This window comes from Aurantimicrobium sp. INA4 (assembly GCF_027924525.1).
Lineage (GTDB): Bacteria > Actinomycetota > Actinomycetes > Actinomycetales > Microbacteriaceae > Aurantimicrobium.
The window spans coordinates 34948-51988 of record NZ_AP027040.1 but is presented as its reverse complement, the minus strand read 5'-3'; the positions used below and the strand labels follow the sequence as shown (position 1 = coordinate 51988).

Genomic DNA, 17041 nt, shown 5'->3' with positions numbered 1-17041 from the left:
CTATCCCTCGAGGGGCTGGCCGAGAGACTCGACCCGTCCCATAAACCGTTCAACATCAGGATCAACAATGACATCAGAAGGGCGCAAAGGCCGCGAGAGATAAAGACCCTCAAGGGAGGTGATTCGACTGAGAGCAACATAGGTTTGTCCAGGTGCAAAAGCCCGAGAACCCATATCAATCAGTGCTCGGTCATAGGTTTGACCCTGCGCTTTGTGGATCGTGACCGCCCAAGCGAGCCGCAACGGGAACTGAGTGAACTCTGCAACCACATCACGGCTGAGCTCATCGGTGCTTGACTTGTAGGAGTACTTATATCGCTCCCAGGTCACGGGATGAACCTCATGTTCAACGCCGGCAACGGAGACAAAAACAGTGTCCGTGATTTTGGTGACAGTGCCGACTGTGCCATTGACCCAGCGGCCCTCACTGTCGTTTTGCAAGAACATCACTTGAGCACCGAGCTTGAGTTCCAAATCCTCATCGGCGGGGAATGCGTTCGCAGCAAAATCACCACTGATGTCTGCAGCAGCAACTTTCTTTTTCCCTGGCAGTTTGGCTAACTGTTCTGCGTTGATGGCATTCACGCGGGCATTGGTGGTGGCCAAGATAATGATGTCTTCGCCCTCTGGAACAGGTCTGTTTCCTGCGGCATTGAGCGCAGCGCCTAAAGAGGGTGTCACCGTTCCGTGACGAACAGCGTTCAACATTTCTTTGAACGCATCGTCACGTTGGCGGTGAATCTCGGTGAGTTCAATAATGCGCAGCGGGGTGTCTTGCCAGACCGCAGCGTCAAAGAACCAGTTCGAGGCATATCGGGCTTGAAGGTATTCCTTCTCTTCGGGGGTGCGCGGTGGAACAGGTGAGAGTTGATAAGGGTCACCAAACATGATGACCTGCACGCCACCGAAGCTCTCCTTTTTACGGTGACGCGCCTCACGCAGTGCACGATCTATCGCGTCCATGATGTCGGCGTTGACCATCGATACCTCATCGATCACAAGAGTGTCGATGGCGTTCAAAATCTTGCGCTGGTCAGGACCGTGGTTCAGATCCAAAGAACCAATCAATCCAGTGGGCAGGCGAAAGAGGGAGTGAATTGTTTGGCCGCCGACATTCAAAGCGGCCACTCCTGTGGGAGCACACACCGCAATAGTTTTCTCTGTTGTGTATGCCAAATGATTCAGCAGAGTGGACTTGCCTGTTCCTGCACGGCCCGTGATGAACACGTGCTCTCGAGTTTCCTCGATGAGCTTAAACACCTCCTGCTGTTGCGGCGACAGGGAGACGGTGTTCACTCCCCAAGTTTACTCGCCGCCGCCTGAGCAGAAGGTGGCCCCCAGCCGCGGTTTGTAGGATGAAGAAGTGAAATTGAGCAAACGCCAAGGCGTGATTTTAGGTGGCGCCACTGCCCTCTTGCTCATCCTGACTTTCTTCATTGGTGTGGGAATCAACAACGCGCTCTTTAGCGCTTCGGGTTTCGTGAACCAATACCTGTCCGCTCTTGCTCGACATGATGCTGCCTCGGCGCTTTCTATGCCCGGTGTTGCAGATGCTCTGCCTGAAGAAGTGGATAAGACGCTGTTACGAGGCTCTGCTTTGGGACAACTCAGTGATATCTCTATTACCGATGTTCAAGGAAATGACGAGAAGACCACGGTCACCGCGAGCTACACCCTCGGGGGAAAGAAAACGTCGGGGACTTTTGTGCTCACCCGATTAGGAAACACGTTCGGTGTGTTTGAGTCGTGGGCGTTTGCTGAACCACCCCTTGCCAGAGCCAAAGTCACTGTTTGGCATGATGCTGCCTTTAGTGTGGGAGATTCGGGACAGATCGATCTGCGTTCAACGCCTACCGGCAAGGACGCAACGGTGTGGGGTGGAACAGGAACCTTTGTCCTGTTTGCTCCAGGGAACTATGTCTTTGATCACACCTCAACCTGGCTGACGGCGAAAAAGGTTGTGCTTGATGTGGCCAGCCCAGGAGAGACAGCTGAAGTTGTTGTCGACGTACAGGCAAATAAAGCATTCAATAAGCGCGTACAGAAAGAAGTCAACGACTACCTGGACGAGTGCGTGAAACAGCAAGTGCTGCAACCCACCGGGTGTCCTTTTGGATACCAAACAGGTAACCGCATCGTTGGGGAACCGACCTGGGAGGTTGTGGAATACCCCGTCATTGATGTCCAACCCGGTGAGACAACATGGCAGGTCACGAATGCTGTGGGAAAGATGCGCATCACTGGTGAAGTGCAGTCCCTCTTTGACGGATCAGTAACCCCGCTTGATCAAACTGTGGATGCGGTCATTAACATCAGCATCACTATTCGAAGCGATGGCAATCTTGCCATCGTGTTGACCTAGCTCTGCTGCGCATCCCGTTGTGCTTGGCGGGCGAGCATCTCGTTATATGCCTTGAGTTCTGCATCGTCGGTGCGCTCTGCTTGACGGTCTTTCCGCTTAGCTTCTCTGGCATCTGAACGGAACCATTGGTAGCCGATAATGAGCGAAAGGATCATGTTTGGAATTTCACCGACGCTCCACGCAATCGCGCCACCGGCTTGCTGGTCTTCGAGCGGTGTTGAGCCCCAAGTTCGGCCCATAGCTCCATACCAATCGGCTAAGAGCAAGTTCTCGCTCGACATGACGCCCAGCCCAAAGAAGGCATGCACCGTCATGGCAGCAAGAAGCTGAATCAGTCGGAAGGGATAGGGGAATCGCGTTTTGACCGGATCAATACCGATCAGGGACTGCACGAACAAATATCCAGCTAGCAAGAAGTGAACAATCATCCACTCGTGGCCGATGTGGTCACTAGTTGCCCAACGGAAGATGGGGGTGTAGTAGAACAGCCACAACGAACCAACAAAGTTCACGGTGGCAAATATCGGGTGGGAGATTACATTGGCATAACCGGAGTGCACTGCTTTGAGAATCCACTCACGGCCGCCTCGGGAATCGTCCTGACGTTTGTCAATGGCACGCATAGCCAGTGTGACCGGAGCACCTGGAACCAGCAAGATGGGAACCATCATTCCCAATGCCATGTGTGCACCCATGTGAGCTGAGAAGAGATACATCTCGTAGGCGTTGATGCCACCACTAGTGATGTAGAACAGCAGGAAAAGACCTGAAACCCATAACACTGCGCGATACCAAGGCCACTTGTCGCCTCGTTTGTGCAGGCGGTAGACCCCAACCAGATAGAAGAAGATGCCGAATCCACACACCAGCATCCATATCAGATCTAGGCGCCATTCGGTGAAGAGGCGCACAAAGGTGAACTCCGGAGGAAGAGGTTCACCCGTCAGAATCTCGGCTGGTGTGGGATTGGGGTTCAAAACCTGATCAACTGGTGTGGGAGTTCGTGCCAACCCGGCTGCTATTCCAGAGGCTATACCCATGACAACTAGTTCGATGGCAATAAACCACCAGAACATTTTTTGAACAGCGGCCCCGGTCATGCGCTTGACCAAGAAACCGCGCTGCCAGAAACCAAAAACTCCCAAGGCAGTCATGGCGGCAACTTTGGCAAGGACGAGCTGTCCATATGCGGTTCCAAAAAGGTTGTCGAGTGTTCCCACGCGCAGCATTGCGTTGGCCACACCAGAAACAGCTACCACGATAAAGGCAATGATGGCCAGCGTGGAGAAGCGGGCAACGATGACCTGAAGTCGCTCGGGCTCAATGATTCCGCGCAGCAACACAAGCGTGACCACACCACCGAGCCAGACAGAAACAAAGACGAGGTGGAGACCTATTGACGTAATCGCCATCGCATGGCCTGAGACACCAGCTGCGTGACCTTGCAGTGCCATGGGAACCAAGGTTCCCACCGCTGCCAGTCCGACAAAGAACAGTGCGGTCTGGTTTGTCACCGCGATACACAACACCGCAACGAACGCCGCCACGATAGTCGTGATCAACCAGGCTTGGCCTAAGGCAATTTCGGTGAGGAAGAACCCGAGTTGATTACCGAACTTGTCATCGAGTGAGAAGGGCATCGCGCTAACGTTGAGGAACGTTAGGAATGCTGTCGCAGCTGAGGCCAGCGTCAAAACTAACGCTGCAGCAGCGGCGATATCAATGCTGCGAAAGTAGGCCCGTTCCCGCGAGGCGAAAGCCCACAGCGCGAGGGCTAGTGAACCAATGAGTGTTGCCGCAGACAGGTTGACGGCAAGCTTGGCAATCGGCAGCCCGATTCGAACAACATCACCGGGGTCCCCCAGGGCTTGTGTGCGCGAACCTCCGCCAACAGAAAGTGCGATCAAGAGTGCAATGAAGGCAACCAGCAGCGCGAGTGCTGGTGCAGCAATCTTGAACAATCTAGACACAAGTCAAGCCTAGAGATTATTGCTGAAGGTTAAATGCATAGTGGGTGTGGACCCGAAGGCCCACACCCACCTAAGCGAGTAAAACTCGTGACTACTTGACAGCAGCCTTGAGCTTGCTACCAGCCGAGACCTTGACAGACTTGGAAGCTGCGATCTGGATGGTTGCGCCGGTCTGAGGGTTACGACCGGTGCGAGCTGCACGGTTGGTGCGCTCGAAGGAGATGAAGCCAGGGATGGTTACCTTTCCACCCTTAGCAACTTCAGCAGAAACAACTGCGAAGAGAGCGTCGATAACGCCGTTGACGTTTGCCTGTGAAAGGTTGGTGTGAGCGGCAACTGCTGCGACAACCTCAGACTTGTTGAGAGCCATTTGTGTCCTCCTGGACTTTGAGCTACCGAAGTAGCGCTTTGTTTGGAACGGTTGAGCCACAAGGGCCGTCTCGTTTGGTCTGTCTGACCATTCGAAAAAGTATCAGCACTTCCGCGTGTTTACGCGGAATTCGCTCCGGCGTGGCACGAGAACACTTGAAGTGATGGTTGAAGGTTTGAAATGGGCTTAAATCAGTGCTGGCCTCGAACTTTGTGAAGTTCGAGGCCAGCAGAGTTAATGCGCGTGGATTACCAGCTTGACTTGGTGATACCGGGCAGTTCGCCACGGTGAGCCATTTCGCGGAAACGCACACGAGAGATACCGAACTTGGTGAGAACACCACGGGGACGGCCATCGATGGCGTCACGGCTGCGAACACGGATGGGAGAAGCGTTACGAGGAAGCTTCTGCAGTCCGAGACGAGCTGCTTCGCGAGACTCAGGGGTACCGTTGGGGTCAACCAGAGCCTTCTTGAGTTCGAGACGCTTTGCAGCGTAACGCTCTACTACTACCTTGCGCTGCTCGTTACGAGCAATCTTGCTTTTCTTAGCCATTTAGCGCTCCTCACGGAATTCAACGTGCTGACGCACTACGGGGTCGTACTTCTTGAGTACAAGACGGTCGGGGGTGTTGCGGCGGTTCTTGCGGGTTACGTAGGTGTAACCAGTTCCCGCGGTAGAGCGCAGCTTGATGATGGGACGTACGTCCTGTTGCTTAGCCATTAGATCTTCTCCCCACGAGCGAGAAGGTCCTTGACCACGGACTCAATGCCACGTGCGTCAATAACCTTGATTCCCTTAGCCGACAGAGTCAGCGTTACATTACGACGAAGAGAAGGTACGTAGTACGTCTTCTTCTGAATGTTGGGATCGAAACGACGCTTGGTGCGTCGGTGCGAGTGTGAAATGTTGTGCCCAAAGCCGGGTACGGCTCCGGTCACCTGACAGGTCGCAGCCATGTCTATCCTCCTAATACCGCAAGACGAGATTGTCTTGCCCAAGATTCCTTGTCTGCACACGAACACCCCCGACTCACGAAGGGAGAGAGAACGTGCACTGCATACGCGAGGAATTCCGCGCAGCCAAGGGTCAAGTCTACGTTGAGGCTCTGTGTTAAAGCAAACTCACTGAGCTCAACTTCCGCCACACTGAGCCAAAGTTGACCCCGGCAGGTGCGTTAAGAACACTTCTGGCAAAGCCCAAAAACATCCACAACGTGTCGTGGCTGAGTAAATCCATGGTCTGCAGCTACTTCCGCAGCCCACGACTCCACGGCTTCAGCTTCGATTTCTTCGGTGTGACCACACTGTCGGCAAATTAGGTGATGGTGATGTCCATCACTCGAACATGCGCGATAGAGGTTTTCTCCATCGGGTGACTGGAGGGCATCTGCCTCATTGCTCGAAACGAGATCTGTTAGTGCACGGTAGACCGTAGCCAAACCAATCGGTGAGCCTTCTGCTTTGAGTTCTGAATGGAGTTTCTGTGCGCTGATGAAATCTCCGCGCTCAGTCAGTGCTGTCCTGACGGCTTCGCGTTGCCAGGTGTTACGTTTCATGCTGTTGCTCCCAAAACTGCAGGGCGGCGCATAGTGAATGTTCCCCATGCGATGAAGAAGATTGTGGCAGAAACCAGGGCAATGCTTGCGCCGGCACTGACTCCAACCCACCGAGAAAGAAGAAGGCCGCTGACTCCGGCAAACACTCCGAGCGTGGGCGAGAGCCACAACATCACCACAATTTTGTCGGTGAAATACCGGGCGGCAGCTGCCGGAGCGGCGATGAGCGCGATTGCCAAGATTGCGCCAGCGGCAGGAATAGCGGCAACGATGGCAACTGTGGTGATGAGGAGCAAGGCTGCGTCCATGAGCCACGGCTTCGCTCCTGTTGCTGCATAGCTTTCAGCGTCGAAGAGGTAGAAGAGTATCTGCTTCCCCCAAATCAGCAATGCCACAATCACCGCGAAGAGTGCTGCTGCCGCAACAATTCCGTCGAGCCACGTGGCCGAAAGAATTGATCCGAAAAGGAAGGAATCGATTTGAATGGGGATGCTGGGGTTTAGCGCTTGCAGCAGAACTCCCGCAGCAAAACCTGCAGTGAGCATCACTCCTGATGCTGCCTGAGTTCCTTGCCCGCGGATGCGACTGAGGAATGTCAAGATCACAGCCAAACTGATACAGGCAATCAGTGCACCGACCTGCAGGCTTGCGCCCAGAATGGTGGCGATGACGGCGCCGGGGAATGTTGCGTGAGTGAGAGCTTGGGCAAAAAGCACACGCTTGCGCAACACAACCAAGACTCCTGCAAGTCCTGCAAGTGCACCAATGAGCACAATCACGACAAGGGCACGCTCGAAGTAACTCATGCGTTGACACCCCTTCGCAGCACTCGAGCTATCAATGCGATGGCATAGAGCGCAACAAAGCTCAACGCGACGGTTGCTCCGGCGGGAACATCTACGCCACCAACAACAGAAATATTGAATCCGATGGAAAGTCCTAGCCAGGAGGCAAGCAAAGCTGAACCGATGGCGACAGCGAAGATGCCACCTAATTTGCTCGAGACCAACCGTGACAGTGCCCCGGGCACAATCAACACAGCAAGGACGAGAAGGTTCCCCACTGCATTGGACGCCGCAACAATCACTAAGGCAATGGCAACATTCAAGACCAACTCGGTGCTGACCCGGCGATAGCCGGCAGCAACGCTGCCTTCTGGATCAAACGCGCGAAATACCTGCCTGCGAAAAGTCAGTAAGACAAGCACCAAGGCAACAGCTGCGACAGCAATAGTGGTGAGGGCTTCAGTATTCGTCACGGTAAGCAGGTGGCCAAAGAGCAGCTGTTCCAGCCCACCAGCACGGCCTGGGGATGCGGACACGATAATCACACCGATACTAAACATCGCGGTGAGCACGATGGCCGTGGTGGCATCTGAGGTCACGCGATTGTTACTCATGAGAGTGAGCACAATCGTTGCGGCTGCTGCCGCGACAAGTGCACCGATAATGACTCCGCCCTGACCGGCAAAGACAAAGCCAGCGGCAAGGCCAGGAAATACAGCATGTGTCAGTCCGTCACTGAGGAATTCCAATCCACGCAGGTTGATAAAAACACCGATGACACCTGCGGCAATACTCAACACCATCAGCACCAACAAAGCCCTGCCCATAAAGGGCAGGGTAAATGCGGTTGTGAAGGAGTCGAGCAGGTTCACTTTTAGTGACCTTCGTGTCCGGGGACGACCACAGTGTGCTCATCAATTTCAACCTGGAAGTCGGCGAAGACTTCTTGCAGGTTGGCCAGGGTAAGAACTTCTTCTTTGGGCCCGAAAGCAACTTGACGACCGTTGACAAAGAGTACGGTGTCGCAAACTTCGCGAGCGAGATCCAAATCGTGAGTGGTCACGATGATGGCTACACCCGCTGACTTGAGTTGACGCAGAGTCTGCATCAATGCATCACGGTTGGGCTGATCTAAACCGTTGAAAGGTTCGTCCAAAAGCAAAAGCCCTGGCTCTGACGCTAGGGCACGAGCGAGGAATCCTCGTTGCTGCTGTCCTCCAGAAAGCGACCCAAAACGCTTGTTGGCCACATTGGTCAACCCCACACTGGCGATGGCTTTCCGAACTGCTGCTCTGTCTGAACTTGAGGGAAAGCGAAACAATCCCAGCTTGCGATAACGCCCCATCATGACGACCTGCTTGAGGGTGACTGGGAACTCGGGGTCGATATGTTCTGTCTGTGGCAGGTAACCGATGCCTTCGATCTTTCCCAAGCCCATTGACCCTTCCACAAGTGGAATGAGTCCCAACACTCCTTTGAGCAGGGTTGACTTACCAGAACCATTGGGCCCAATCAGGGCCATGGCTTCACCGGGTTTTACCGTGATTGTGACATCTGTCAGCGCCGGGGTTGTGCCATAGCTGAAGGCACCTCCAGTAATGGTGAGTGCATCATTGGTGACGATAGGAATCGGCCGCGTTCGTGGACTCATGAGGCTAGCTCAGCGGGAACTGGAAGCACGGGGTATCCCCATGCTTCCATCAGCTTGGTCACATTATGAATTGTTGCTTTGATGTAGGTTTCCCCTTCCGAACCGGCAACACCGAGTGAATCTGAATAGAGTGCATCTTCACCTGAATACACCTTCACCCCTGCTTCTGTGCCAATGGTTTCTGCGAGCTTGGGGGAGATAGAGCTTTCCGAGAAGACTGCTGTTGCACCGGACTCCTTAATGAGAGCAATAAGCGCATCAAGTTCTGCAGCGCTTGGTTCAGCATTGTCGTCGAAGCTCGGGATGATGGAACCCAGGAAAGTGATGCCGTATGCATCAACAAAGTAGGTAAATGCGTCGTGGTTGGTAACCAGCAGTCGCTGTGCCTCGGGAACTTGTGCAAAGTTCGCCACAATCCACTCATCCAAGATGGTCAGTTGTTGGTTATACGCAGTGGCATTTGCCTCAAAGGTTGCCTGCATCTGGTCAGTTACCTCAGGCAGGGCTGTAAGTCCTGTTGCGATGTTCGAGACCATTACTTCAGCATTGGCAGGGGACGTCCACACATGCGGATCTCCCTCACCGTGATTGTGTTCATCTTCGGCATGCGCAGCGTGATCTTCTTCAGATTCGCCTGCAGCTAGCAGTTCGATTCCGGTTGAGGCGTCGATGATCTCGCCTTGGAAGTTAGCGGCATCTAGTGCATCTTGGAGCCACGGTTCAAGATCAGCACCGTTCATGACTACGGCATCAGCTTGAGATAGCAGCAACAGTTGTTTGGCCGAAGGGTCAAAAGAGTGAGCACTCTGATTGGGCTGAATCAGTCCGGTGACAGTTCCTTCGGAGCCAACTATGGTGCTGGTGAATTCAGTGACTTGCGTTGTTGTTGCAACAATGCTCAGTCCTTCAGGGTTCTCGGCGGGTGCACTGCAGGCACTCAGACTGAGTGCACCTAGTGCAAGGGCAATGAGAGCGGCTACTTTTTTCACGTTACCAAGCTAATCCTTATTGAGAATGATTGTCAATATGAATAGTGCGATGTTCGCCGAGGGCGCGTACCCTTATACACATGGCAGTTCCCAAAGTTCTTCTCTACTACGCATTCACCCCCATTGCTGACCCTGATGCAATTCGTCTCTGGCAGCGTGACCTGTGTGAAAGCTTGAACCTGCGTGGACGCATCCTTATCTCGAAGCACGGCATCAACGGAACCGTTGGCGGTGACCTCGACAACGTCAAGATGTACTTGCGCAAAACAAAGGAATACCCCGGCTTCAAAAAGATGGATGCCAAGTGGAGTGATGGCACAGGGCTTGACGAAAACGGCCTGAGCCTCGATTTCCCCAAACTCAGCGTGAAGGCACGTCCTGAGATTGTTGCTTTTGGAGTGCCCGACGAAATCGAAGTGAACAACCGCGGAATCGTTGGCGGCGGGAAAAAGCTCAAACCCCACGAGCTTGATGCCCTCGTGGCAGAGCGTGGTGACGAAGTCCTCTTCTTCGACGGACGCAATGCCTGGGAAGCAGAGATTGGTCGTTTCAAGAACGCGATCGTTCCTGACGTGATGACCACACAAGACTTCGTGCGTGAACTTGAAAGTGGCAAATACGACCACATCAAAGACAAGCCCATCGTCACCTACTGCACAGGTGGAATTCGTTGCGAGATCCTCACCCCCATCATGAAGGCCCGCGGCTTCAAGGAGGTCTACCAAATCGATGGTGGCATCGTTCGCTATGGCGAAGCCCGCGGAAACCAGGGACTCTGGGAAGGCTCGCTTTATGTCTTCGACAAGCGCATCACCATGGACTTCGCTCCTGACGTCAAACTCTTAGGCACCTGCACGAGCTGTGGAACCAAGTCCAACCACATGGTCAACTGTGTCGACAAATCCTGCCGCGAACAAATGGTTGTTTGCGAGGAATGTGCAGCCAAGCCCGTCTACTGTGACGAGCACGCCAACATTAGGGCTTAGTCTTCAAAGCGTGGTCGACGAGAAGGTCGACCATTGATTCAATATTGATTTCATCTGCGATGGCATCAATCCGCAAACCAAATGAACGCGCATCCTTTGCAGTGCGAGGACCAGTTGCTGCCGTGAAGGTCTTCTCGGGAATTTCGCCTATCTGAAGCGAGATCTGTTCTGCAACAGAACCCGACGTCACAAGAATGGCACTGAACTTTCCCTGGCGAACATCATTGATGACACCCTCGGACACATCAACACCGACAGAACGGTATGCCACCACGGAGTGAACATCGTGGCCGATACGAATCAATCCTTCGGTCAAAACAGGAAGCGCAATCTGTGAGCGCAGAGTGAGAACACGAAGAGGAATGACGCCACCGGTTGCAGCAGTCCACTCTTCGAGCAAGCCGTGAGCGGTGTTCTCTTCGCTGGGTGCAAGGTCCGCTTTGTAGCCAGCAGCCGCCAAAGCGGTAGCCGTTGTTTCACCAACACATGCCACCTTGGTGCTGGCAGGAATGACCGCCTGGTGTGCCGAGAGAACATCGACTGTTGTTGCACTCGTTAATGTGACCCAGTCGAATTCACCTGCAGCTAACGACTTCAGTGCAGCATCAAGCGCAGGGGCATCATCGGTTGGAGCAAAGTTCACCATGGGTGCAATTACCGCTGATGCACCTTTAGCGCGGAGAGCTGATGCGACAGAGTCGCCCCAGGGTCCACCGCGAGGTACAAGGACGCGATGCCCATACAGAGGGCGCGTCTCAATAGGTGAGGTAAATGACATCGCCTCTATTGTGCTCCTCTGTTGCTCCAGACAACAAACTGAAGAAACCGCTGACCGGCCATTAATGACCTAGGTGTTCGGGCGCTACTTCCGTGCTGAACGAATTACGCCCGCGATGATGGCGCCAGCAAGAGCCACGGCTCCCACGCCAATGCCCAGCAACACAAGAGGTTGTTCTTCTCGCATCACCATGAAGCGTGCCTGGAGACGATCTTTCGCCTTACCGAGCTGCTTCGGGACGTTGGCTTTATCTTCAAGTCCGTCGAGTGTTTCAGAAAGCTTGTTCCGTGTTGCGCTGAGGTGCTCCTGGAGTTCTGTGTTGCTCAGAGTAGAAACGTATGAAGGCTCTGCATAAAACTCTTCTTCTGAGACCTTTTTCAACTGAGGGTTAGATGCCATTGTTGTCATCTCCCTTGAAGGCATGAGCGTCTTTCACGACACTGTCAAAAGTTTCGGTCGGCAAAGGAGGGCTACCCTTTTTGAATTGCATAGCAGCAACCCCCACCAAGATGGCGATGATCACCACAAGAATGCCGGCAACGGTCAGTGCTGCTGCCCAAGCTGGCATAACAAGCGCCAGCGCGAAAATGCCAGCTAGCAGCAGAGTGAAAGCCAGGAAGCTGAGCAGCGTCACGGCAATAAGAATAAGAACGGCTCCGACGCCCAAGTTCTTGAGCTTGCGTGCCATCTCACGCTTGAACTGTTCAAACTCTGCCTGCAGCAGATCCATCAGAATGCCGGGCAATTCACGCAGCAGCGTAAACAGGGACTTCTCTGACGATTCCTTATTTGACGGTTGAGACGCAGACATGGTTACTTCGCGGCAGGCTTAGGTTCAGTTTTTGGTGCGGCCATTTTTGCTGTGGGCTCGGTTGGAGCTTTCTTCGCAGCGGGCTTCTTGGCTGGTGCCTTCTTGGCGGCGGGCTTCTCACCGGTGACCTGGTGGATCACGCGCTTTGCGACGGTGAGCGCCTCTTCAGCGACATCGCCGACAGCGTCTTGCGCTTGTTTGACTGACCACTGAACGGGCTCTGACTCCCAGATGTTCTGGGCGGCAGACTTAATCTGCTCGTAGCGTCGACGGCCCGCACGGGTGCCAAAGACGTAGCCAATTGCGAGACCTGCAATGAAAAGGAGCTTGCCCTTCATGATTTCTTCCGTTCAATATGTCGAAAATCGCATATGTTGCATCTCTAGCCTATCCCTCGAAGCTGAGAGTCCCAATGGGAGGTTTTTCAGGGTCACTCAAAAGCACCCTTCTCATGCCCAAGGCGGCATGCTGTGAAGCTGGGATAGCGCTCTCTAAACCTGGGAGTTTCGAGGAAATTCCTACCTCAGCGATGCGTTCGGGATCAATTTCTTCGGGAATGGAAACGTCACCGAAGTCCGCAAGAATAACTCCCGCTTTCTTCCAGGCAGATGCCAGTTTCTTGGTTGGGTCCGCGACCCGCGTCACCTTTTCGGCGAAGTAGTCCATCTTGGCAATCACAGCGTCAAGAATTGCTTGTTGACCGCCTGGAACAATCACACGTTCAACAATTCGGTGATCAGCCAACATGAGCTCCACCACTGCGTTGCTCAGCGAGCCGCCGCGAGTCAGCGCCTGAGCAAGACCCGGCGCAACTGCATCAACTGTAAGTTCTTGTGCTGGATAGCCATAACGCTGTGTGGTCACAGGGTTCACTAGTTTGGTCAGTGCACCCTCGCCCAAGCGCTGCGAAACAAGCGTGCCGAGATTGGTTTCATTGCCAATGGTGAGCACTGGCTTAATGCGGTCAAGATAGATTCTCCAGGCGCCCGACCATCCCACAGCGGCGCGAACGGCAGGGGAAAACGGATTGGCGGGGATGCCACAGATCTCTTCCTCGCCCTTGGCGGGAATCACAATCTCGTAGTCAACGCCGAGGTCATCAAGAACCGCAGCAACAATTCCAGCCCGGTGAGAGAACTCTGCTGGTCCAGAGAAATCCGCATCCTTCGGAATCCACAAATCAACCTTGAGCCCAATACGGGCACAATCGAGTGCGGCGACGAAAGCGGCGAGGTCGCTACCAATTGTCAACACATCACATCGTGATGAGGAAGCCTTTGCTGCTGCCATAAGACGTGGGTGAGCTATGCACCCTTGAGGGCAAGAGCAAGATACATGTGCAGGTCCTCGATGAGGATGCGCTCCTGCGCCATAGTGTCACGGTGACGAACGGTCACTGACTTGTCCTCAAGAGATTCAAAGTCAACAGTGATGCAGAACGGCGTCCCGATTTCATCTTGACGACGGTAACGGCGTCCGATGGCACCTGAGTCATCGAAGTCAACATTCCAGGACTGGCGCAGTTCAGAAGCAAGCTCCTTGGCCATGGGAGAAAGCTGTTCATTACGAGACAGAGGAAGCACAGCTGCCTTGATCGGTGCAAGACGAGGATCAAGTTTGAGCACGGTGCGCTTGTCAGTTCCGCCCTTGGCGTTTTCTACTTCTTCCTCGACGTAGGCATCGACAAGGAATGCCATCAAGGACCTGGTCAAACCAGCCGCAGGTTCAATAACGTAAGGGGTCCAACGCTCGTTCTTGGTCTGATCGAAGTAGGAAAGATCTTTGCCAGAGTGTTCGGTGTGAGTCTTGAGATCAAAATCAGTGCGGTTTGCAATACCTTCCAGCTCACCAAACTCACCGCTTTGGAAACCGAAGCGGTACTCGATATCGACAGTGCGCTTTGAATAGTGAGAAAGCTTCTCTTTGGCGTGTTCGTAGAGACGCAGGTTGTCGGGGTTGATCCCTAAGTCGACATACCACGCTAAGCGGTGATCAATCCAGTACTGATGCCACTCTTCGTCAGTTCCAGGCTCGACGAAGAATTCCATCTCCATCTGTTCAAACTCACGGGTGCGGAAGATGAAGTTTCCAGGAGTGATCTCGTTGCGGAAGCTCTTACCAATCTGGCCAATACCAAAGGGAGGCTTCATACGTGCTGCTTGCAGCACGTTGGCGAAGTTCACAAAGATGCCCTGTGCCGTTTCGGGGCGCAGATAGTGCATACCTGCTTCTTCGGCGACGGGACCTAAGTACGTCTTCAGCAAACCAGAGAACGGCTTTGGTTCAGTCCATGCACCACGGGTTCCACAGTCCGGGCAGGGAACTTCAGCGAGGCCACCCTCAGGGGCGCGACCTTTGCGCTCCTCGAATGCCTCAATGAGGTGATCTTCACGGTGGCGCTTATGGCAGCTGGTGCACTCCACGAGTGGGTCAGAGAACACTTCAACGTGACCAGAGGCTTCCCATACCTTACGGGGAAGAATGACCGAAGAGTCCAAGCCAACGACATCGTCGCGGCGCTGAACCATGTAGTTCCACCACTGCTTCTTGATGTTCTCTTTCAGGGCAACGCCCAAGGGGCCGTAGTCCCATGCGGAGCGGGAGCCGCCATAAATTTCACCTGCTTGGAAAACAAAGCCACGGTGTTGGGCGAGAGCAATAACAGCGTCAAGACGTGAGGTGGGGGCCATAAGGAGCAATCTTACTAAGGGCTACCAGATACTGACGCGCTCATTGGCATCAAGCCAGAGCTCATCAGCTGGATGAACATCAAAAGCGTCATAGAACGCATCGATGTTGCGGACAATTTGGTTGCAACGGAATTCGTTTGGTGAGTGGGGGTCGATGGCGAGAAGACGAATGACTTCTTCATCTCGTCCCTTCTGCTGCCAGGACTGTGCCCAGCTGAGGAAGAAGCGCTGCGCACCGGTGAGACCGTCAATGACCGGAGGCTCCTCACCATTGAGCGAGATGAGGTATGCCTTCCACGCAATGGCCAGACCACCGAGGTCACCAATGTTTTCACCAATGGTGAGTTCACCGTTGACGAAGTGGCCGGGAACTTGCTTGGGCGAAAGTGCGTTGTATTGATCAATGAGGCTCTTGGTGCGCTCTTCAAAGGCAGCACGGTCCTCATCCGTCCACCAGTCAGTCAGCAGACCATCACCATCAAAGCGTGAGCCTTGGTCATCAAAACCGTGACCAATCTCGTGGCCAATCACGGCTCCGATGGAGCCATAGTTGGCGGCGTCATCCCAATCTGGGTGGAAGAAAGGTGGCTGCAAGATTGCTGCCGGGAACACAATCTCGTTAAAGCCCGGGTTGTAATAGGCGTTGACGGTTTGAGGAGTCATGAACCACTCGTCGCGGTCAATGGGCTTGCCAATCTTGCCCAGTTCACGTTGGAATTCAAACTCGGCAACTCGTCGCATGTTGCCTACCAGATCGGTGGGGCTCACGACGAGACTGGAGTAGTCCCGCCACTTGACGGGGTATCCAACCTTCGGAGTGAACTTATCTAGTTTTTCTAGAGCACGCTTTCTGGTTGCTTCGCTCATCCAATCCAGTTCAGTAATGGACTGGCGATAGGCCTCAATAAGGTTGGCAACCAACACATCCATTTCTGCTTTAGCTCGCTCGGGGAAGTGTCGCTCCACATACACCCGACCGACTGCTTCACCCATGGATCCTTCAACGAGGGACACTCCGCGCTTCCAGCGCTCGCGCTGTTCCGGGGTTCCAGTGAGGGTGCGTCCGTAGAAGTCGAAGTTTTCAGAGACAAAGGCAGCTGGCAGGAATGGAGCTGCCGAGTGAATGATGTTCCAGCTGAGCCAGTCACGCCATGCTTCGAGGTGCTCCTGCGTCAGCAGGGCACCGAGTCCTTCCAGGAAGCTTGGTTCGCGGACAACAACAGTGTCCAATGCACCGGCAGGCGCATCGAGAGCAGTGAGCCACAAGTCCAGGTCGGCAACATGCTCATTCGGGTCAGATCCCACAATCGCCTCGAGATCGATCGCTTCGCGCGCACCGGATGCGACAAGGTCTTTCACCTCAGTCCAGGTCATGGGGTTATAGGTTGCTACCGAATCACGGGTGCGAACGTTGTCCCAGTGTGCAGCGGCGAGCGCAGTCTCTAAATCAAAGACGCGTTGTGCGCGTACGGCAGCGTTATCGAGTCCCGCAGTTGTGGGCAGGTGTTCTGCTGTGAGTTCAAACATGCGTTGAATGTGGTTGAGGTATGCCTCGCGTGCAGAAGCAAACTTCTCATCGCGGAAATAGCTTTCATCTGGCAAATTGATTCCGCCTTGTTCCGCGAAAACCAGATAGCGTTCTGGGTTGCCGGGATCGTTGTCGACGAACAGTTCCAGGAATCCGCCGACGCCTTGACGTTCGAGTCGGGCAACCGTGTCTAAGAGCTGCGAAATCGTAGCGACGTTCGAAGCAACAGCAAGCTGAGATTCGATAGGGGCAACACCTAAGGACTCGATCAGTTCGGTGTCCATGAAACTGGTGTACAGATCACCCACGGTGCGCTGCTGGGTTCCTTCGGGGGCTTGCTGTCCTTCGATGATGATGTCGCGAACAGCCTTTTCTGCTTCCTCGGCAAGGATGTGAAATGAGCCATAGCGTGCTTTGTCTGCAGGGATAGGGGTACGCTCTTCCCACTTGCCGTTGACGTGACGGTAAAGATCGTCTTGTGGGCGAACGTTCTCATCTAATTCGATGATGTCGATTCCCGAAAGGTCGCTGTTTTTGCTCATAGGTCAAGCCTAGAAGTTTGAA

Annotated in this window: 20 protein-coding genes; 2 read left to right on the top strand and 18 right to left on the bottom strand. The window is 54.0% G+C overall.

Annotated features, from left to right (window positions below):
• Positions 1-1296, bottom strand: coding sequence for a DEAD/DEAH box helicase (locus AINA4_RS00300; protein WP_281786970.1), 1296 nt, complete (start codon positions 1294-1296; stop codon positions 1-3).
• Between the two features lie 73 nt (positions 1297-1369).
• Between AINA4_RS00300 and AINA4_RS00295 the strand changes: the two genes are divergently transcribed.
• Positions 1370-2362, top strand: coding sequence for a hypothetical protein (locus AINA4_RS00295; protein WP_281786969.1), 993 nt, complete (start codon positions 1370-1372; stop codon positions 2360-2362).
• On the opposite strand, the gene AINA4_RS00290 is transcribed toward AINA4_RS00295, so the two are convergent.
• From AINA4_RS00290 to AINA4_RS00245, 10 genes are all read right to left on the bottom strand, one after another.
• Positions 2359-4332 carry a cytochrome c oxidase assembly protein gene (locus AINA4_RS00290; protein ID WP_281786968.1) on the bottom strand — a complete coding sequence of 658 codons (1974 nt, stop codon included), beginning with the start codon at positions 4330-4332 and terminating at the stop codon, positions 2359-2361. The genes AINA4_RS00295 and AINA4_RS00290 overlap by 4 nt on opposite strands.
• A gap of 91 nt (positions 4333-4423) precedes the next feature.
• Positions 4424-4702 carry an HU family DNA-binding protein gene (locus AINA4_RS00285; protein WP_096382795.1) on the bottom strand — a complete coding sequence of 93 codons (279 nt, stop codon included), beginning with the start codon at positions 4700-4702 and terminating at the stop codon, positions 4424-4426.
• Between the two features lie 248 nt (positions 4703-4950).
• Positions 4951-5256 (bottom strand): 30S ribosomal protein S14, encoded by a 306-nt coding sequence (gene rpsN / locus AINA4_RS00280; protein WP_096382798.1) that lies wholly within the window; start codon positions 5254-5256, stop codon positions 4951-4953.
• Positions 5257-5424, bottom strand: coding sequence for a 50S ribosomal protein L33 (gene rpmG, locus AINA4_RS00275; protein WP_114128369.1), 168 nt, complete (start codon positions 5422-5424; stop codon positions 5257-5259). It lies immediately after the preceding gene.
• Positions 5424-5660, bottom strand: coding sequence for a 50S ribosomal protein L28 (gene rpmB, locus AINA4_RS00270; protein ID WP_096382802.1), 237 nt, complete (start codon positions 5658-5660; stop codon positions 5424-5426). The genes rpmG and rpmB overlap by 1 nt, the downstream gene beginning before the upstream one ends.
• Before the next feature lie 218 nt (positions 5661-5878).
• Complete coding sequence (locus tag AINA4_RS00265; protein WP_281786967.1) at positions 5879-6259, bottom strand: transcriptional repressor; 381 nt, start codon at positions 6257-6259, stop codon at positions 5879-5881.
• Positions 6256-7065, bottom strand: coding sequence for a metal ABC transporter permease (locus AINA4_RS00260; protein WP_281786966.1), 810 nt, complete (start codon positions 7063-7065; stop codon positions 6256-6258). The genes AINA4_RS00265 and AINA4_RS00260 overlap by 4 nt, the downstream gene beginning before the upstream one ends.
• Positions 7062-7916, bottom strand: a complete 855-nt coding sequence (locus tag AINA4_RS00255; protein ID WP_281786965.1) for a metal ABC transporter permease — start codon at positions 7914-7916, stop codon at positions 7062-7064. Before AINA4_RS00255 ends, AINA4_RS00260 begins: the two co-directional genes overlap by 4 nt.
• 2 nt (positions 7917-7918) lie before the next feature.
• The gene (locus AINA4_RS00250) at positions 7919-8695 is read right to left on the bottom strand and encodes a metal ABC transporter ATP-binding protein (RefSeq protein WP_281786964.1); all 777 of its coding nucleotides are present in this window, start codon (positions 8693-8695) and stop codon (positions 7919-7921) included.
• Positions 8692-9684 carry a metal ABC transporter substrate-binding protein gene (locus tag AINA4_RS00245; protein WP_281786963.1) on the bottom strand — a complete coding sequence of 331 codons (993 nt, stop codon included), beginning with the start codon at positions 9682-9684 and terminating at the stop codon, positions 8692-8694. Before AINA4_RS00245 ends, AINA4_RS00250 begins: the two co-directional genes overlap by 4 nt.
• Positions 9685-9764: 80 nt before the next feature.
• Between AINA4_RS00245 and AINA4_RS00240 the strand changes: the two genes are divergently transcribed.
• Positions 9765-10670 (top strand): rhodanese-related sulfurtransferase, encoded by a 906-nt coding sequence (locus AINA4_RS00240; protein WP_281786962.1) that lies wholly within the window; start codon positions 9765-9767, stop codon positions 10668-10670.
• Here AINA4_RS00240 and AINA4_RS00235 read toward each other — a convergent pair.
• The 7 genes from AINA4_RS00235 to AINA4_RS00205 all read right to left on the bottom strand — a co-directional run bounded on the left by AINA4_RS00235 (position 10660) and on the right by AINA4_RS00205 (position 17019).
• The gene (locus AINA4_RS00235) at positions 10660-11448 is read right to left on the bottom strand and encodes a uroporphyrinogen-III synthase (protein WP_281786961.1); all 789 of its coding nucleotides are present in this window, start codon (positions 11446-11448) and stop codon (positions 10660-10662) included. The genes AINA4_RS00240 and AINA4_RS00235 overlap by 11 nt on opposite strands.
• Positions 11449-11532: 84 nt before the next feature.
• Positions 11533-11847 (bottom strand): DUF3618 domain-containing protein, encoded by a 315-nt coding sequence (locus AINA4_RS00230; RefSeq protein WP_281786960.1) that lies wholly within the window; start codon positions 11845-11847, stop codon positions 11533-11535.
• Positions 11837-12259, bottom strand: a complete 423-nt coding sequence (locus AINA4_RS00225; protein ID WP_281786959.1) for a phage holin family protein — start codon at positions 12257-12259, stop codon at positions 11837-11839. Before AINA4_RS00225 ends, AINA4_RS00230 begins: the two co-directional genes overlap by 11 nt.
• 2 nt (positions 12260-12261) lie before the next feature.
• The gene (locus AINA4_RS00220) at positions 12262-12597 is read right to left on the bottom strand and encodes a YtxH domain-containing protein (RefSeq protein ID WP_281786957.1); all 336 of its coding nucleotides are present in this window, start codon (positions 12595-12597) and stop codon (positions 12262-12264) included.
• A gap of 49 nt (positions 12598-12646) precedes the next feature.
• A complete protein-coding gene (locus tag AINA4_RS00215) occupies positions 12647-13549 on the bottom strand; it encodes a hypothetical protein (RefSeq protein WP_281786956.1) in 903 nt (300 codons plus the stop codon).
• Between the two features lie 14 nt (positions 13550-13563).
• The gene (locus tag AINA4_RS00210) at positions 13564-14949 is read right to left on the bottom strand and encodes a glycine--tRNA ligase (protein WP_281786955.1); all 1386 of its coding nucleotides are present in this window, start codon (positions 14947-14949) and stop codon (positions 13564-13566) included.
• Between the two features lie 21 nt (positions 14950-14970).
• Positions 14971-17019 (bottom strand): M13-type metalloendopeptidase, encoded by a 2049-nt coding sequence (locus AINA4_RS00205; protein WP_281786953.1) that lies wholly within the window; start codon positions 17017-17019, stop codon positions 14971-14973.
• Between the last annotated feature and the right edge of the window lie 22 nt (positions 17020-17041).

Bases quoted from the DNA above. Each gene is read 5' to 3' on its own strand.
- AINA4_RS00285 (WP_096382795.1), bottom strand. From the start codon at position 4,702: ATGGCTCTCAACAAGTCTGAGGTTGTCGCAGCAGTTGCCGCTCACACC.
- rpsN (WP_096382798.1), bottom strand. From the start codon at position 5,256: ATGGCTAAGAAAAGCAAGATTGCTCGTAACGAGCAGCGCAAGGTAGTA.
- rpmG (WP_114128369.1), bottom strand. From the start codon at position 5,424: ATGGCTAAGCAACAGGACGTACGTCCCATCATCAAGCTGCGCTCTACC.
- rpmB (WP_096382802.1), bottom strand. From the start codon at position 5,660: ATGGCTGCGACCTGTCAGGTGACCGGAGCCGTACCCGGCTTTGGGCAC.
- AINA4_RS00265 (WP_281786967.1), bottom strand. From the start codon at position 6,259: ATGAAACGTAACACCTGGCAACGCGAAGCCGTCAGGACAGCACTGACT.
- AINA4_RS00260 (WP_281786966.1), bottom strand. From the start codon at position 7,065: ATGAGTTACTTCGAGCGTGCCCTTGTCGTGATTGTGCTCATTGGTGCA.
- AINA4_RS00250 (WP_281786964.1), bottom strand. From the start codon at position 8,695: ATGAGTCCACGAACGCGGCCGATTCCTATCGTCACCAATGATGCACTC.
- AINA4_RS00240 (WP_281786962.1), top strand. From the start codon at position 9,765: ATGGCAGTTCCCAAAGTTCTTCTCTACTACGCATTCACCCCCATTGCT.
- AINA4_RS00235 (WP_281786961.1), bottom strand. From the start codon at position 11,448: ATGTCATTTACCTCACCTATTGAGACGCGCCCTCTGTATGGGCATCGC.
- AINA4_RS00230 (WP_281786960.1), bottom strand. From the start codon at position 11,847: ATGGCATCTAACCCTCAGTTGAAAAAGGTCTCAGAAGAAGAGTTTTAT.
- AINA4_RS00225 (WP_281786959.1), bottom strand. From the start codon at position 12,259: ATGTCTGCGTCTCAACCGTCAAATAAGGAATCGTCAGAGAAGTCCCTG.
- AINA4_RS00220 (WP_281786957.1), bottom strand. From the start codon at position 12,597: ATGAAGGGCAAGCTCCTTTTCATTGCAGGTCTCGCAATTGGCTACGTC.
- AINA4_RS00215 (WP_281786956.1), bottom strand. From the start codon at position 13,549: ATGGCAGCAGCAAAGGCTTCCTCATCACGATGTGATGTGTTGACAATT.
- AINA4_RS00210 (WP_281786955.1), bottom strand. From the start codon at position 14,949: ATGGCCCCCACCTCACGTCTTGACGCTGTTATTGCTCTCGCCCAACAC.
- AINA4_RS00205 (WP_281786953.1), bottom strand. From the start codon at position 17,019: ATGAGCAAAAACAGCGACCTTTCGGGAATCGACATCATCGAATTAGAT.